Below are 13,839 nucleotides of genomic sequence, written 5' to 3'. Positions count from 1 at the left end.
CGAACAGGCCCGCACGCTGTGGGGCGTCCTCACCGATGCTTTGCGGGTAAGCCCGCACCTACTGCCTAGGCACCGGGCAGCTCAAATCCCCTTCCTCGCACTTCAGGTATTGCTTGAAGCTTTCCACCCGAGTCTTGGTCAAGGCCGTGATGCAGTTGCTGTAGGCCACCGGATACAGGCTGCCACCTTCCACCCCCGAGGTGGAAAAACGGCACTCGGCATCGCGGAACGCCAGCCAGGCGCGTTGGGCGCTGACCAGCAGCTTTTTGCTGTGTGGCTGGTCTTTCAGGCGCTGGTTGATCTGTTGGTAAAGGGTATTCAGCTCCTTGTCCGCGGCCTTGTTCAGGGCGTTGGCGCACAGGGTCATATCGGTCTGGGTGCTGCTGTTGCAGTCATAGGCCTGGGCCAATGGAGCCAGCAGCAGCGGCGCAAGGGCCAGAAGCAGGATCGGACGCATGGAAAGTCTCGCAATCGGTCAATGAGAAAAAACAGTCTAGCCGCGGCTGGGTTGCCACTCGGGCCAGCGCTCCAGCGCTTCGTCGGCCAGCCAGGGCACATCGTGGGAGGTCCAGATATGCACCTGTGGCGTCTGCCCCGGATCATCGTCCAGGGTCGCCACCCGCAGGATCACGTGGGGCTGGCCCGGCCGCTCCGCCAGCAAGTGAGAGCCGCAGACCGAGCAGAAGTGCCGCAGCTTGCCCGGCGAGGACTCGAATGCCCTCAGCAGCTCCTGGCCCCGGGTCCAGCGAAAGTGTTCGCGCATGACTCCGGCGGTGGAGGCAAAGGCCGCGGCATGGGCTTTGCGGCAGGTCTGGCAATGGCAGTGGCCGATGGGCATGTCCAGGCGCTGCACCTGATATTGCACGCCCTGGCACAGGCAGCTGCCGTTGAGTGGTCGGGCAGATGCGTGGCGTTGCGAGGCTTGTAGCAGGTCGTCGGCCATGGCCTGGATTTCATCGCCCATGTGCAGCCGGGCCAGCCAGTGCGGCGGTATCCCCTGGACCCCATAAAAGGCTCCGGCTAGCTGACCGACGATGGCGGCAGTGGTGTCGGCGTCGTCCCCCAGGTTAGTGGCGGCGAGCACCGCTGCGGCGTAGCTGTCCGTGTGCTGGAAGCACCACAGCGCGGCCTCCAGGGAGTCGACGCAGTAGCCGCTGCCGCGAATCTGCTCGCGGCTTTTCTCCAGGTAGCCGCCCTGTGCCAGGGCTGTGACCTTGGGTTGGCTGAAAGCCTGATCATCGAGCTGTTGCAGTTCCACCTTGCTGGCGCCACCCAGGGCCTTGGCGATCAGCCCGGCGAACAACTGGCAGCATTCGACGGCTTCGGCGGCGCCGTGGGTGGTGCGGGAACTGGCGCCGGCAAATTCACGGACCCGGGCCAGGTCGGGGTAGTGAAACAGCACCACGGGCGCCAGGCGCATCAACGAACCATTGCCGGCGGTTTGCGGGTCGGTTGCGCCGGCGAAGGGCTGGCCGTGTTCCTGGAAGTCGCTCAGGGCCTGGCGCACGGTCATGCCGATATCGAAGCACTCGCCGGTGGCGCTCAAATAGCCCCATTGCCACCAATTGAGGTAGCGGCCCATCTGGTCGGCCGGGTCGAAGCCGTCCTTGCGCAACAGGCTTTCCCCCAGGCACAGGGCCATGGAGGTGTCGTCGGTCCACTGTCCGGGCTTGAGGTTGAAGGGGCCGCCGCCCAGCAGATCGGTGACTGGCGTGAAGCTGCCACGGGGCTTGAATTCGACGCTGGTGCCGACGGCGTCGCCACAGGCCAGGCCCAGCAGGCTGCCGCGGTAGCGGTCGATTAGGGAGAGGGGCATGGCAGATCCTTTGCGAAGAGAGGTGCAGTTGCGCTGGCGACAGTAGCATTTTTCGTGGGGGACGATCAGTCGCGCCTTCGGCCAGATAAAGGTTGCGCTGGACTCACAGAGGTCTAAGGTCTGTACGAAAACCCGCCGAACGAAGATCAGGTAGTTTCCGTACAGAGCTAGTGCTCATCACTGGAGGTGATCCATGAACTCTTCAGATCGCATCGAACGCAAGATCCTGCTGCATGCCAGCCCGGCGCAGGTATGGGCGGCACTGAGTGAAGCCGAGACCTTCGGTCGTTGGTTCGGCGTGGCCCTGCAGGGCCAGCATTTCGCTCCCGGCCAACGCACCCGGGGGGCGGTCACTTACCCAGGTTATGAACACCTGACCTGGGATGTGCAGGTGGAGCAGATGCTGCCCGAAGAGCTGTTTTCCTTTCGCTGGCATCCCTACCCCGTTGACCCGGCCCATGACTACTCGGCGGAGCCCACCACCCTGGTGCAGTTCGAACTGGAACCCCATGGCGGCGGCACCTTGCTGCGGGTGGTCGAATCGGGCTTCGACGGCATTCCCAGCGAGCGCCGGCTCAAGGCTTTTCGCATGAACAGCCGTGGTTGGGACGAGCAGATGAGCAACATAGAAAATTACTTGCAGCTGCGCTGAAGTCGTTTGCGGCAAGCGGCACGTTGCGGATCGAGTCGTGGTGTTTGAAACTTGCCGCTTACCGCTTGGAGCTGTTCTTTTGTTCGCAACCTATCTCGAACGTTGGCGTCTGCTGCCCGATGGCGACCCCATCGTCACCCCGGGCAGCCGTTTGCTGCCCGTACGCCTGGAAGACGGCGCGCCAGCGATGCTGAAACTCGCCCTGGATGAGGACGAGCAGGGCGGTAACCGCCTGATGGCCTGGTGGGCCGGGGAGGGCGCGGCGCAGGTTTATGCCCAGGAGGATGAGGCGCTGTTGATGGAGCGCGCGCAGGGCTCGCGTTCATTGATGCGCATGGCCCTGGCGGGCGAGCACGATGCCGTCAGCCACATTGTCTGCGCCACGCTGGCGCGCCTGCATGCGCCACGTGCGCAACCCTGGCCGGCGTTGCTGCCCCTGGATCATTGGTTCAAGGATCTGCGCGAGGCAGCGCAACAGCAGGGTGGCTTGTTGCTCAATAGCCTGGCCATGGCCGAGCAACTGTTGGCCGCGCCTCGGGACCTCGTGGTACTGCACGGCGATGTGCACCACGACAATGTGCTGGACTTCGGCGAGCGCGGCTGGCGGGTGATTGACCCAAAACGCGTATACGGCGAGCGCACCTTCGACTTTGCCAACCTGATCTGCAATCCGGACTTGCCCAGCGCCACCGATCCACTGCGCTTTGCCCGGCAGGTGCAGGTGATCGCCGCGGCGGCGCAGCTCGATCCTCGACGCCTGGTGCAATGGGTGCTGGCATTCAGTGGCCTGTCCGCCGCCTGGTTCCTCCAGGACGACCACCAGGCCGGAGCCCGCCACCAGCTCAAAGTCGCGGCTTTGGCCATTCAGGCACTGGCGTGTTGAGCTAGGGGTTTGCGTAAGTGAGCTATAGCGAATTTCCTACACGCGCTGTAATTCAATGCGCCTTCTGCGCACCGGGCTTTGTGTTTAATCTTCTTTCCCACAACTGCAGCGCAGGAAGCGCTCAGGATCAAGGAAGATCGACCATTAGCACGGATGCTGCAGACAGGAAGTCATGATGGTCTTGGAAAAAACCCGCTTCGGCGGGTTTTTTTTCGTCTGCATTTTCCAGTACCGCAGTCCTCGATAAACCCTGTAGCCGGCTTGCCGGCGAAGGGGCTGTTCAGGTCGCTTTCGCCGGCAAGCCGGCTCCTACGAACAGTGGTTGAGTTCGGCGGGTGATGTGCTGGCCGCAACCCGGAGCGCTCACGCTCAGCGGGTAACTTCGTTGCGGACTTTTACCAGGGCCTGTTCCAGCAGCGGCAGGCCAATGGAGCCCAGGGCTATCCGCAAAGCCTGGGGCACGTGAGCGGTGGTGGCGAAGGGTTCTGCCGAAGTCACCGTCACCCCCTGATGCTCCAGGGCCGACACCACGGCCTCGGCTCGCAAGCCTTCAGGCAATGTCAGCCAGAGAAAATACGACGATGGCCAGGCCTGAACATCGCAGTCCTTGAGTACCCGCCTGGCCAGCTGCTGGCGGCTGCGGGCATCGTTGCGCTTCTGCTCTTCCAGGCTGTCCACCAGCCCCGACTCGATCCAGCGACAGCCCAGGGTCACGGTCAGCGACGGGGTGCTCCAGGTAGACACGCGAATGGCCCGCTCCAGGGCCGGGATCATCTCCGGCGGCGCGACGATAAACCCCAGGCGCAATCCCGAAGCGACACTTTTCGACAGCCCGGAAATGTACAGCGTGCGCTCCGGGGCCAGGGTCTGCAGCGGCGGCGGAGCCGGTTCGGCGAGGAAGGCGTAGGCGCCGTCCTCGATCAGCAGCAGGTCATGCTCGCGGGCCAGTTGCGCCAGGCGTCGACGTTCGGCCAGGGGCATCACCGTGCCCAGCGGGTTGTGCAGGGTCGGCATGCAGTACAGCGCCCGCACCGGGCGCCGGCGGCACAGGGCCTGCAGGGCGTCGAGGTCCATCTGGCCGTTGTGTTGCGGCAGTGATTCCAGGTCCAGGCGCTGGACCTGGGCCAGCGCCTTGAGGCCCGGGTAGGTCAGGGCGTCCACCGCCAGGATGTCCCCGGGCTGGAGCAGCGCCAGCAGGCTCACCGCCAGCCCCTGCTGGGCGCCGTTGACGATCAGCACCTGCTCGGCGGCGACGCGGATCTCGCGGTTGCGCAGGTGCCGCGCCGCGGTCTGGCGTTCATGGGGGCGGCCGCCCTGGGGCGCGGAATGCAGCAGGGCATCCAGGTCGCCGGAGGCGGCAATCGCCCGCAGGCCCTCGCGCAGGCTTTCCGCCTGGCCGGGCAGGGACGGGTAGTTGAACGACAAGTCCACCGAGGCGGCGCCGGCGGGGTGCTGTTCCAGGCCCATGCCCCGGGGCAGGCTGGTGTCGCGGACAAAGGTGCCGCGCCCGGGCTCGCCGACCACCAGGCCGATGGCTTCCAGCTCGTGATAGACCCGCAGCGCCGTGGCCAGGGCCACCTGTTCGCTGGCCATCAGCGTCCGCACCGTGGGCAGTTGGGTGCCCGGGCAGAGCTGGCCGCCGCGGATGCGCTGGGCGAAGTGATCGACGATGGTTTTGTAGCGGGTACGGCGCATGCTTGGCCACCTTGTGTATCTAGAACACTTTTTTGTTTGTATCAGATTGGGCGCCTAATCTAGCGGCTTTTGCGCAGGAGCGCGCACATGCCGGACCTTTCCACTCTGTCGATCTTCCTGGGCGCCGTGTTGCTGTTGCTACTGTCGCCGGGACCCAACATGGCCTTTGTCATCAGCCACGGCGCAGCCTATGGCTGGCGCGGTGGGGTGGCATCGGGGTTGGGGATCGGTGCAGCGGATATCGGCCTGACCCTGCTCACGGCCACAGGCGTCACCGCCGTGGTGGCCAGCTGGCCGCCGGCGTTCGACCTGCTCCGCTATGCCGGGGTCGCCTACCTGCTGTGGCTGGCCTGGAAAGCCCTGGCGGGTAACGGCGCCTTGAACCTCGTCGATGCCGTCCGGGTGCCGCTGTCCACGGTGTTTGTCCGGGCCCTGTACAACAGTCTGCTGAACCCCAAGGCGTTGTTGTTCTTCATGGTGTTCCTGCCGCAATTCGTCAGGCCGGATCACGGCAGCATCGCCTTGCAGCTGGTTGTCCTGGGACTGTTGCTGACCCTGGTCAGCGGAATCTTTCACACCAGCCTGGGGATCTTCGGCGCGCTCCTGGCACGGAGCTTTTCCGGCACGACGGCACGTTTTGCCCGGCTGCAATCCTGGCTGCTGGCGGCGGTGTTGCTGGCGCTGGCCTTGCGCCTGGCACTGTTGGCCCGGCCGGTCTGACTTATCACCTCAACGGAGTTCAAGCATGTACATCGCCGCCTTTATCTATAAGCCGGGCCAGCGCGACGAGGAGTTCCACCGCCTCAGCGCGCTGATCGACGAAATTGCCATCAGCTTGCCGGGCTTTGTCGGCGCCCAATCCTGGACCAGCGCGGATCAGGCGCTGATCAATGCCAGTTACTACTGGGAGGATGAGGCTTCGATCCAGGCCTTCGCCCGTCACCCCAGGCACCTGGAAGCCAAGCGCCAGTACCGGCGCTGGTACGCCGGTTATCAGGTGGTGATTTCCAAAGTCGAACGCACTTATGGTGACGGCGCCATTGCTCAGTTGCTGAGCAATGATCGCCATGGGCAGGTACGCCGCGCCTGAAGGGAGGAGGCGTTGCGCGGCTCAGCCGGTTTGCAGTCGGGCAGCCGCCCGCAGGGTGATCTCCCGGCGCTTGTGCAGGGAATCCGCTGCCCGGCTGCGGGCCTCTTGCACCACGCTGGCCGGGGCGGTGTCCGGGCTGCCGGCCTCGAACGGCGGCGCCGGGGCGTACTCCAGTTGCAGTTGCACCCGCTGCGCAGTGGCGGCGTCGAACAGTTCGGCGGCCAGGGTCAGGGCGAAGTCGATGCCGGCGGTGATGCCGCCGCCGGTCAGCAGGTTGCCGTCACGCACCACCCGCTCGCGCACCGGGATCGCCCCCAGGGGCGCCAGCAGTTCGTGGTAGGCCCAGTGGGTGGTGGCGCGCTTGCCCTGAAGCAGGCCGGCGGCGCCAAGCACCAGGGAGCCGGTGCACACCGACGTCACATACCGCGCCCGGGCCGCTTGCCGACGGATGAACGCCAGGGTCTGGGGATCTTCCATCAAGGGCCCGACACCGGCGCCCCCGGGAATGCAGAGCACATCCAGGGGCGGGCAGTCGGCAAAGTTCGTGGTGGCCTGCAGCACCATGCCAGAGCTGGCGATCACCGGCCCGGTTTCCTTCCAGAGCAGGTGCAGTTGTACGTCGGGCAGCGAGGCCAGCACGTCGTGGGGACCGGTCAGGTCCAGTTGTTGAACCTCTGGAAACAACAGAAAACCTATCTGCACTGTCATGGCCTGTTCCTTGTGTGGGTGGGGTGGACGGCTTGACTCTAGCGTTCTAGGATTTGGCGCATACGCCAACCTGCCCTCGATTTACGCCAATCATGTCCAGCTCCGCGAAAAACGTGTTTGTCCTGGCCTTTGCCAATGCTCAGTTGCTGGATGTCACCGGCCCGTTGCAGGTGTTTGCCTCGGCCAATGACCGGGCCCGTGGCCTGGGCTTGCCCTTGCCCTACAACCCTCGGGTCATTGCCAACCCGGGCGGGGCAACCCTGAGTTCATCGGGGCTGGCGCTGCTGGCCGAGGCCCTGCCGGCGCCGGAGGTGGCCTGCGATACCTTGATCATTGCCGGCGGTTGGGGCGTCTATGAGGCGGCTCGGGACCCGCAGTTGGTGGCCTGGGTCGCGCAGCGCGCAACGGTCTCGCGGCGGGTGGCCTCGGTCTGCACTGGCGCTTTTTTGCTGGCCGCCAGTGGCTGGCTGGACGGGCGCCGGGTGGTGACCCACTGGACCCGCTGCGATCAACTGGCCGAGCAATACCCGCAGCTGCGGGTGGAGCCCAATCCGATCTTCATCAACGATGGCCCGGTATGGACCTCGGCCGGAGTCACCGCCGGTATCGACCTGGCCCTGGCCCTGGTGGAGGCCGACCTGGGGCGCGAGGCGGCGCTGGATGTGGCCCGGCAACTGGTGGTGTTTCTCAAGCGCCCGGGCGGCCAGTCGCAGTTCAGCGTGACCCTGTCGCTGCAAAACAAGGGCGGGCGTTTCGATGGGCTGCACGCCTGGATTGCCGAGAATCTCAGTCGCGAACTGACCTTGCCGATCCTGGCCCAGCAGGCGGGCATGAGCGAGCGCAGCTTCGTCCGTCACTACCGCGCCGACACCGGCCAGACCCCGGCCCGAGCCATCGAACTGATCCGCGTGGAAACCGCCCGGCGCCTGCTGGCCGATACCGGCCTGCCGATCAAGCGCATCGCCGCCCAATGCGGTTTTGGCAGTGAAGAGACCCTGCGCCGCAGCCTGCTGCGAGCCCTGGGGGTGACGCCCCAGGCCTACCGCGAACGTTTTGCCAGCACCGAGCAGGCCTGAGCCCGGGGCGCGCGGTTCAGCCTTCGACCAGGCTCAGCTGGCCGTCGCTATACAGCACTTCGCGGCCGACCCAGGCCGGGTCCACTTGCGGCAGCACCGCCGACGGCTTGCGCAGTTCCCGCAGTAGCGTGGAGCCGTGGGACAGGCGCCCACCCATGCGCGCGATCACGGCCCGGGCCGCTTGGTAGTGAGCGTGGCGCCCGGGATCGAGGGTGTCCTCCAGGAGGATATCGACCCCCAAGACGCCCTGTACCTGCCCCGGATAGATCATGAAGCCCGCGGCCTGCTCGCTGCCTTCGCGGCCGTCCTGCCAGAAGCTGCCGCCGCGGCTGCGCGGATGCTCGTGGGGGGCGAACCAGTAGTCGCGATCGGCCTCGGGCACGGCGTGGTGCAGGCGGAAAAAGATCCGCATCAGGTTGTCCCGGTACCACTCGCGCACTTGCAGGTAGAAGCCGCGCATGCCCGGCAAACCCAGGCGATGGGCCAGGGTGATGGCCGGGCTCCAGTGCGGGAAAGCCTGCAACGGCAACTCGGCGCACGGCGGGCGCGGGGTGCCGGGGTCGGTTTCCCAGGGCAGGCGGTGGGGGCTGTTGTCCAGGTTGTCGTAGGCGGTGGGCGGGCGCCCCAACAGCGCGCCGCCGCTGCTGGCCAGGGCGGTGGCGATGCACAGGTTGCCCTGCACCACGAACACATAGAAACGGCTGAACCAGTCCGCCAGTTGCTGGCCATCGGCAGCGCTCTGGTGCAACTGCGCCAACTCGTCATCGAAGCCCCGCAGGCCGCGTTCCAGGGTCAGCAGATGGCCTCGTGCGACGTGCTGCATGCGCAGGAAACGCGGCAGCGAGCGCAGCAGCCGCAGCGGGCGCAGGGGCAGCTCCGGGGTGGCGCCACCGACTTCCCCGGCGTAGCTGGAGGAGGGCAGGCCCCAATCGGCCAGGCGCGCCAGGAACAGGTCGTTGTTGATATAGGAGGCGCCGCCGAACACCGCGGTGAAGGGTTCGTTGTCCTGCAGCACTCGGCTGTCCCAGCGGGCCATGATCGCCGGGATGCTCGCCGCTGCCCGGCGCTGGCCGTACTCGACGAAGCGGCTGGGTTGCGGCGGCAGGATCTCGGCGATATTGGCCGCGGTCAGGTGCCGGCGCCAGCCGTAGTCGCTGATGGGCCGGTACTGCAGCAGCCAGAGTTGCTGGCCGTCCCAGGCCCATTCCACATCGCCGGGCACATAGTGGAAGACCTTCAGCACCCCTTGCAGGAAGTCCCACAAGGCACTGGCGTCGAGTCCCTGGGTGCTGGCGAAGTGGCCACTTTCCCAGGCACTGCCCAGACGCGACAGCACCGCCCGCTGGGGGCTGACCTGACCGTCGGCGAGGCTTTCCAGATGGCCTTCGACCCACTCCAGCTCCACCGCGAGATGACGCACGAAGGCGATCCCCGACAGGGTCGGCTGGATGAAGCGCTGCACCACCACTTCCTCGACGCCGGCGTCCCGCAGTTCACCGATGCGCGCAGCCACCTGATCCCGGGGGACCCGCAGGTAAGTGGTGCTCAGCCCGGCATTGGCCGAGTCGGCCTGATCCTCGCCGTAGCTGGAAGAGCGCACCGCCCACAGGGCCTCCGGCTGGCTGGCGAGCAGGGTCGGCAAGCGCGGGTCGCCGGCGCTGTCCAGGGACAGGGCGCTGGGCACCGGCTGGCCGGCCAGCTCTGCCAGGCGCAGGCGGCCGCCCTTGGTGTGGGCGACAAAACCCGGGTCGCCGGACTCCAGCCAGTCGACGAACGCCGCCGGCGCATCGATCCAGGGGTAATGGCCCCAGCCCGGCTTGAGGCTGATCCGCAGGTCGGCCCGGGCCAGGATTGCCGACCAGGCCGCAGCCTGGGCCATCCCCAGCAGTCGGTCCTGGTCGCCCCAGACCAGTTGCACCGGGTCCTTGATCCACTCCAGCAGCGGCAGCGCGGTGTCGGCCCGCAGCTGTTCCCACAGGGGCACGAAAGCCCGGCAGCGGGCATAGCCTGAACCCATGCGCTGGTACTGCTGCGGCGTCCACGGCTGGCGCGAGAATTTACCGGCGAACAAAGTCGGTTTATGGCTGAGCAAGCCATGAATCAGCAGGCGCGCCGGCAGCGGCGACATCAGCGCCGGCAGGCGCCGTTGCCAGAGAAAGGCCCCTACCGGCGACAGCAGCACACTGCGCGAGAAATGCCCGGGGCGGCGTTGCAAGGCGTGCAGCACGATCAACGCGCTGACCCCCACCGCGACAATTCCCTGGCCCGGCTCGGTCATGCCCAGCAAGGCCTCGGCGTATTCAGCGAGGTCATTGCAAGGAGGCAGCGGGTTGTCGCCAAACCCCGGCAGTTCCAGCGGCTGCACCTGATAGCGCTGAAAGTGCGGCAGGGCATCGTTCCACCAGTCGGCGGCGCTGCCATTGCCCGCCAGCAGGTACAACAGGGGCTTGCTCATGGGCATTCCTCAGCTCAGGTCAGGTCGCGCAGGGCGGCGTCCAGGGTCGGGTAACGGAAGCGGTAGCCGGCCTGCAGCAGGCGCGCGGGCACCACCTTCTGGCCGTCGAAGAACAGCTCGGCCATTTCCCCGGCCAGGGCCCGCACCGGCGCGGCCGGCACATGCAGCCACACCGGACGCTTGAGCACCTTGCCGACGGTGGTGGCGAAGGTGCCCTGGCTCACCGCTTCCGGCGCCACCATGTTGTAGGTGCCGGACAGAGAGGCGTCGTTGATGGCCCGGGCCATCACTTGCAAGACGTCGTCGCGGTGCACCCAGCTCATGATCTGCTGGCCATCGCCCATGCGTCCGCCAAAGCCGAAATGGAAGGGCAGCAGCAGGGGTTTCAGGGCGCCGCCGGGACCGAACACGATGCCTAAGCGCAGCACCACCTGGCGCACGCCGAAGCGCGTCGCCGGTTCCGCCGAGGATTCCCAGCGCGCGCACAGATCGGCCATGAAGCCTTCACCGCGCTCGGCGTTTTCATCCAGGCTCTGGCTGGCGTCGCGCACCCCGTAGAAACCGATGGCCGACGCCTGGATCCACAGCTCCGGCTTGTGCTGGGCGTGCTGCAGCCAGTTGAGCAGGGCTTCGGTGGTGCCAACCCGGCTGGCCAACAGTTGCGCTTGACGCTTGGCCGACCAGCGCGGCCCGGCCACCGGGGCGCCGGCCAGATTGATGATCACGTCGAAGGCCTCGCCATGGCCCAGCTTGCTCAACGAGCGCAGGCAGCGGGCACGACCGTCGAACAGGTAGGCGGCGCGCAGCGGATCGCGGGCCAGCACGCTGACGGTGTGCCCGGCATCCAGCAGTTGGTTGACCAGGGTTTCACCGATAAAGCCGGTGCCACCGGTGACCAGCACCCGTTTGCCGCGGCCACCGGCAAAGGGATTGGCGCCCTGGCCCTGGCGTTGCAAGCGCAACGCCGCCAGGCCATCACGAATGCCCGACGCTGTCACGCCGACGGCAAACAGGCTCAGGGCCCAGCCTTGCCAACCCAGATCGATGGGGTTCAAGGCGCTGGGCAGGCGCGACCACTCCAGCAGTTGCAGGCCATACAAGGCGAAGAAGGCCCCGGCATTGATCGCCAGCACGGTGTGCATGATGCGTTCGATGGCCGGCAGCTTGCGGCTGCGGTCCTCGACCACGAAGTCCCACAGGGTCAGGCCGATTTCCAGGGCGAACAGCACCGCGATCACCAGGGCCCAGATGCCCTGGAACGCCAGGTGGGCGATGCCCATGAACAGCACGCCGTAGAAGCACGAGCGCAGGGCATGGATCGCCAGCTCCTTGCGCGCGCCGTGGCGTTGCGGCAGGGCCACGGTGAGTTCGTGATGGTAGATCGTGTCCAGGGCGCCGAGCACGCCCTGGGCGAGCAACAGGGCGATGGCCCACTGCAGGATTGGCAAATCAGCCACGATGGTGAAGTCCTTTTACGAGGGAAGACGAGAGGTACGGCGGTCGTGGCGCTGCAGCCACAGTAACGGTGGCAGCAGCACCAGCAGGGCGAAGCTGTCGATCCACAGGTGCGCGGTCATGTTCATCTGCCACGACAACCACATGTCCTGGGGCGCCCACAGCACAATCCCGGCCATCAGCCAGGCCCAGGCCGCCGGGGCCCGCAGGCGGTTGCCCAGGTGCACCAGGCCCAGCAGGTACAACGAATAGCTTTGCAGGGTGGCGCCGAACAGACCCAGCCACCAGATCTGCTGGGCCCGGGCCGGCGCCGGTGCGGCGGCGCCCCAGAAGGCCTGTTCGATGCTGGCCAGGTAGTCGTTGAACAGGCCGCTGTGGCCGGCCCAGGTCAGCAGCAGTCCGGCCAGCAGGTGGCCGGCACCTACGGCGTACAGCCAAAGCACCAGGGCCCGGCGCAGGCCGGGCCGGGGGGAAGTCGTGGCGGGTAACATTCCATGTCCTGTGGGGGATCAAAGGCGCGAAGTGTACCGATTTTTCCCCGGCATGGCGTGCAGCCTGCGGCTCTTCTCAGGCGTTCTGGAGCAACTCCAGCAGCGCGTCGAGGGTGGCTTGCGGGGCTTCCTGGGGCAGGTTATGGCCGACGCCGGGCAAGATCCTGCGCTGATAGGGCCCGCTGAACAGGCCGATATCGGGGTCCGGCTCGGTGGCCGGGCCGACCCCGTCATCGGCGCCACAGAGGGCGATGGTCGGCACCTGGATCGGCGGTTGTGCCTGCAACGCCTGCTCGATGCTTTCCAGGCTGGGGTCGCCGGGTACGTAGCCGAAGCGATGGCGGTAGGAATGGATCACCACTTCGACAAAGTCCGGGTTGTCGAAGGACGGCGCGCTCAGGCCATAGCACTGCGGTCCCTGGTTCCAGGTCGGCGACCACTGGCGCCACAACAGCTCGCAGAACGCCCGGCGATTGGCGGTCAGCCCATCCACCCCGCGCTGGGTATTGAAGTAGTACTGGTACCACAACCGGTGCTCGGTCTCTGGCGCCCTGGGTTCGCAGGCCCCGGGGATGTCCTGGATGTTGTAGCCGTCGGCGCTCATCAGGCCCTTGACCCGCTGCGGCCACAGGGCGGCGACGATGCAGGCGGCGCGACCGCCCCAGTCGTAGCCGGCGAGGGTGGCCCGGGGCAACTGCAGTGCGTCCATCAGCTCCAGCAGGTCCCGGGCCAGGGCGGCCTGCTGCCCGGAGCGCATGATCTGCTCGCTGACAAAGCGCGTCGGGCCGTAGCCCCGCAGGTAGGGAACGATGACCCGATAGCCGCGCTCGGCCAGCGGCGGGGCGATCTCGTCGTAGGCCCGCACGTCGTAGGGAAAACCGTGGAGCAGGATCACCGGTTCGGCGTTGGCCGGGCCGTGTTCTTCATAGGCAAGGTGCAGGCTGGGGGTAGTGACCTGACGCAGGGAGACTGAGCTGGGCATGGTGGCTCCGGGGTTCGGTGGCTTGAAACACCCTAGCTCAAAACGGTTACGGCTGATCTAGAGCGACTCGTACTGGCCGTCCTGGTCGACGTAGAACACCTCGCTGAGGTACCAGCGCTGGCCGCTGAAGATCAGGTGGTAGTGGTAATCGGCGGCAAAGCCCTCGCCGGGGCTGATTGCCCGGGTTTTCACTAGTGCGCGATCCGCGGTTCGGCTGCTGGAGAGGATCTGCTCATACGCCGTGCCGTGGCTGGCCGGGGAACTGAAGGCAATGGGCTGGCCCTGAAAGCCCGGCAGGCAGAACTTGGCCAGCAACCGGGCGTACTCCTGCTGCGCCAGATCCATCGATTGCATGGGCGCGTTGTCCGCTTGGCGTGCACTGGCCCTGTCGCTCCACTGTTGATAGTCGGCGATGAACTGCCGGACCAGCGCTTCGGGCGAATCGCTGAACGAGGCGCACAAGGCGGGGTTGCAGAACAACAGAGCAAGCAGGGCGACAAATTTTTTCATGGGTGGGGAGTCACTTGCGTTTTGGT

At 66.4% G+C, this 13,839-nt stretch carries 14 protein-coding genes and 1 pseudogene; 5 read left to right on the top strand and 10 right to left on the bottom strand.

All coding sequences use genetic code 11. The annotated features are described in order from the left end of the window. Nucleotides 1–58 precede the first annotated feature (58 nt). From LOY69_RS20345 to LOY69_RS20335, 3 genes and pseudogenes are all read right to left on the bottom strand, one after another. The gene (locus LOY69_RS20345) at nucleotides 59–457 is read right to left on the bottom strand and encodes a lysozyme inhibitor LprI family protein (RefSeq protein WP_102880118.1); all 399 of its coding nucleotides are present in this window, start codon (nucleotides 455–457) and stop codon (nucleotides 59–61) included. A gap of 36 nt (nucleotides 458–493) precedes the next feature. Next, nucleotides 494–853 carry a GFA family protein gene (locus LOY69_RS20340; protein WP_253085647.1) on the bottom strand — a complete coding sequence of 120 codons (360 nt, stop codon included), beginning with the start codon at nucleotides 851–853 and terminating at the stop codon, nucleotides 494–496. A gap of 60 nt (nucleotides 854–913) precedes the next feature. Further along, nucleotides 914–1,816: pseudogene (locus LOY69_RS20335) on the bottom strand (ADP-ribosylglycohydrolase family protein); the annotation flags it as partial. Nucleotides 1,817–2,009: 193 nt separating this feature from the next. On the opposite strand from LOY69_RS20335, the gene LOY69_RS20330 reads away from it, so the two are divergent. Next, on the top strand, nucleotides 2,010–2,468 hold the full coding sequence (locus tag LOY69_RS20330) for an SRPBCC family protein (RefSeq protein WP_102880120.1): 459 nt from the start codon (nucleotides 2,010–2,012) through the stop codon (nucleotides 2,466–2,468). Nucleotides 2,469–2,547: 79 nt separating this feature from the next. Beyond that, nucleotides 2,548–3,351 (top strand): aminoglycoside phosphotransferase family protein, encoded by an 804-nt coding sequence (locus LOY69_RS20325; protein WP_265073506.1) that lies wholly within the window; start codon nucleotides 2,548–2,550, stop codon nucleotides 3,349–3,351. Between the two features lie 369 nt (nucleotides 3,352–3,720). On the opposite strand, the gene LOY69_RS20320 is transcribed toward LOY69_RS20325, so the two are convergent. Next, entirely contained in the window at nucleotides 3,721–5,046 is a 1,326-nt protein-coding gene (locus tag LOY69_RS20320; protein WP_265073505.1) for a PLP-dependent aminotransferase family protein, read from the bottom strand. An 87-nt stretch (nucleotides 5,047–5,133) separates the two neighbouring features. Between LOY69_RS20320 and LOY69_RS20315 the strand changes: the two genes are divergently transcribed. Together LOY69_RS20315 and LOY69_RS20310 are read left to right on the top strand one after the other, a co-directional pair. Continuing rightward, on the top strand, nucleotides 5,134–5,766 hold the full coding sequence (locus LOY69_RS20315; RefSeq protein WP_170003222.1) for a LysE family translocator: 633 nt from the start codon (nucleotides 5,134–5,136) through the stop codon (nucleotides 5,764–5,766). Nucleotides 5,767–5,791: 25 nt separating this feature from the next. Beyond that, nucleotides 5,792–6,136 carry an antibiotic biosynthesis monooxygenase family protein gene (locus LOY69_RS20310; RefSeq protein WP_102861775.1) on the top strand — a complete coding sequence of 115 codons (345 nt, stop codon included), beginning with the start codon at nucleotides 5,792–5,794 and terminating at the stop codon, nucleotides 6,134–6,136. Nucleotides 6,137–6,157: 21 nt separating this feature from the next. Here the strand turns inward: LOY69_RS20310 and inhA are convergent, their stop codons facing one another. Continuing rightward, complete coding sequence (gene inhA / locus LOY69_RS20305) at nucleotides 6,158–6,844, bottom strand: isonitrile hydratase (RefSeq protein WP_265073504.1); 687 nt, start codon at nucleotides 6,842–6,844, stop codon at nucleotides 6,158–6,160. 92 nt (nucleotides 6,845–6,936) lie between these two features. On the opposite strand from inhA, the gene LOY69_RS20300 reads away from it, so the two are divergent. Next, the gene (locus LOY69_RS20300) at nucleotides 6,937–7,920 is read left to right on the top strand and encodes a GlxA family transcriptional regulator (protein ID WP_253085629.1); all 984 of its coding nucleotides are present in this window, start codon (nucleotides 6,937–6,939) and stop codon (nucleotides 7,918–7,920) included. 16 nt (nucleotides 7,921–7,936) lie between these two features. On the opposite strand, the gene LOY69_RS20295 is transcribed toward LOY69_RS20300, so the two are convergent. The 5 genes from LOY69_RS20295 to LOY69_RS20275 all read right to left on the bottom strand — a co-directional run bounded on the left by LOY69_RS20295 (nucleotide 7,937) and on the right by LOY69_RS20275 (nucleotide 13,813). Then, on the bottom strand, nucleotides 7,937–10,375 hold the full coding sequence (locus LOY69_RS20295) for an alpha/beta fold hydrolase (protein ID WP_265073503.1): 2,439 nt from the start codon (nucleotides 10,373–10,375) through the stop codon (nucleotides 7,937–7,939). A 14-nt stretch (nucleotides 10,376–10,389) separates the two neighbouring features. Continuing rightward, on the bottom strand, nucleotides 10,390–11,832 hold the full coding sequence (locus tag LOY69_RS20290) for a TIGR01777 family oxidoreductase (RefSeq protein ID WP_265073502.1): 1,443 nt from the start codon (nucleotides 11,830–11,832) through the stop codon (nucleotides 10,390–10,392). A gap of 15 nt (nucleotides 11,833–11,847) precedes the next feature. Next, nucleotides 11,848–12,321: a hypothetical protein gene (locus tag LOY69_RS20285; protein WP_265073501.1), complete on the bottom strand. Its 474-nt coding sequence runs from the start codon at nucleotides 12,319–12,321 to the stop codon at nucleotides 11,848–11,850. Nucleotides 12,322–12,397: 76 nt separating this feature from the next. Beyond that, a complete protein-coding gene (locus LOY69_RS20280) occupies nucleotides 12,398–13,303 on the bottom strand; it encodes an alpha/beta fold hydrolase (RefSeq protein ID WP_265073500.1) in 906 nt (301 codons plus the stop codon). Nucleotides 13,304–13,360: 57 nt separating this feature from the next. Next, the gene (locus LOY69_RS20275) at nucleotides 13,361–13,813 is read right to left on the bottom strand and encodes a hypothetical protein (RefSeq protein WP_102880131.1); all 453 of its coding nucleotides are present in this window, start codon (nucleotides 13,811–13,813) and stop codon (nucleotides 13,361–13,363) included. Nucleotides 13,814–13,839: the final 26 nt, after the last annotated feature.

It is taken from the genome of Pseudomonas sp. B21-059 (assembly GCF_026016285.1).
Taxonomy (GTDB): Bacteria; Pseudomonadota; Gammaproteobacteria; order Pseudomonadales; family Pseudomonadaceae; genus Aquipseudomonas; species Aquipseudomonas danubii.
Note: the sequence above shows the minus strand (reverse complement) of the source record. Positions and strands in the feature narration are given on the sequence as shown.

Bases quoted from the DNA above. Each gene is read 5' to 3' on its own strand.
- LOY69_RS20280 (WP_265073500.1), bottom strand. From the start codon at position 13,303: ATGCCCAGCTCAGTCTCCCTGCGTCAGGTCACTACCCCCAGCCTGCAC.
- LOY69_RS20330 (WP_102880120.1), top strand. From the start codon at position 2,010: ATGAACTCTTCAGATCGCATCGAACGCAAGATCCTGCTGCATGCCAGC.
- LOY69_RS20310 (WP_102861775.1), top strand. From the start codon at position 5,792: ATGTACATCGCCGCCTTTATCTATAAGCCGGGCCAGCGCGACGAGGAG.
- LOY69_RS20320 (WP_265073505.1), bottom strand. From the start codon at position 5,046: ATGCGCCGTACCCGCTACAAAACCATCGTCGATCACTTCGCCCAGCGC.
- LOY69_RS20300 (WP_253085629.1), top strand. From the start codon at position 6,937: ATGTCCAGCTCCGCGAAAAACGTGTTTGTCCTGGCCTTTGCCAATGCT.
- LOY69_RS20275 (WP_102880131.1), bottom strand. From the start codon at position 13,813: ATGAAAAAATTTGTCGCCCTGCTTGCTCTGTTGTTCTGCAACCCCGCC.
- LOY69_RS20315 (WP_170003222.1), top strand. From the start codon at position 5,134: ATGCCGGACCTTTCCACTCTGTCGATCTTCCTGGGCGCCGTGTTGCTG.
- LOY69_RS20345 (WP_102880118.1), bottom strand. From the start codon at position 457: ATGCGTCCGATCCTGCTTCTGGCCCTTGCGCCGCTGCTGCTGGCTCCA.
- LOY69_RS20285 (WP_265073501.1), bottom strand. From the start codon at position 12,321: ATGTTACCCGCCACGACTTCCCCCCGGCCCGGCCTGCGCCGGGCCCTG.
- LOY69_RS20295 (WP_265073503.1), bottom strand. From the start codon at position 10,375: ATGAGCAAGCCCCTGTTGTACCTGCTGGCGGGCAATGGCAGCGCCGCC.
- inhA (WP_265073504.1), bottom strand. From the start codon at position 6,844: ATGACAGTGCAGATAGGTTTTCTGTTGTTTCCAGAGGTTCAACAACTG.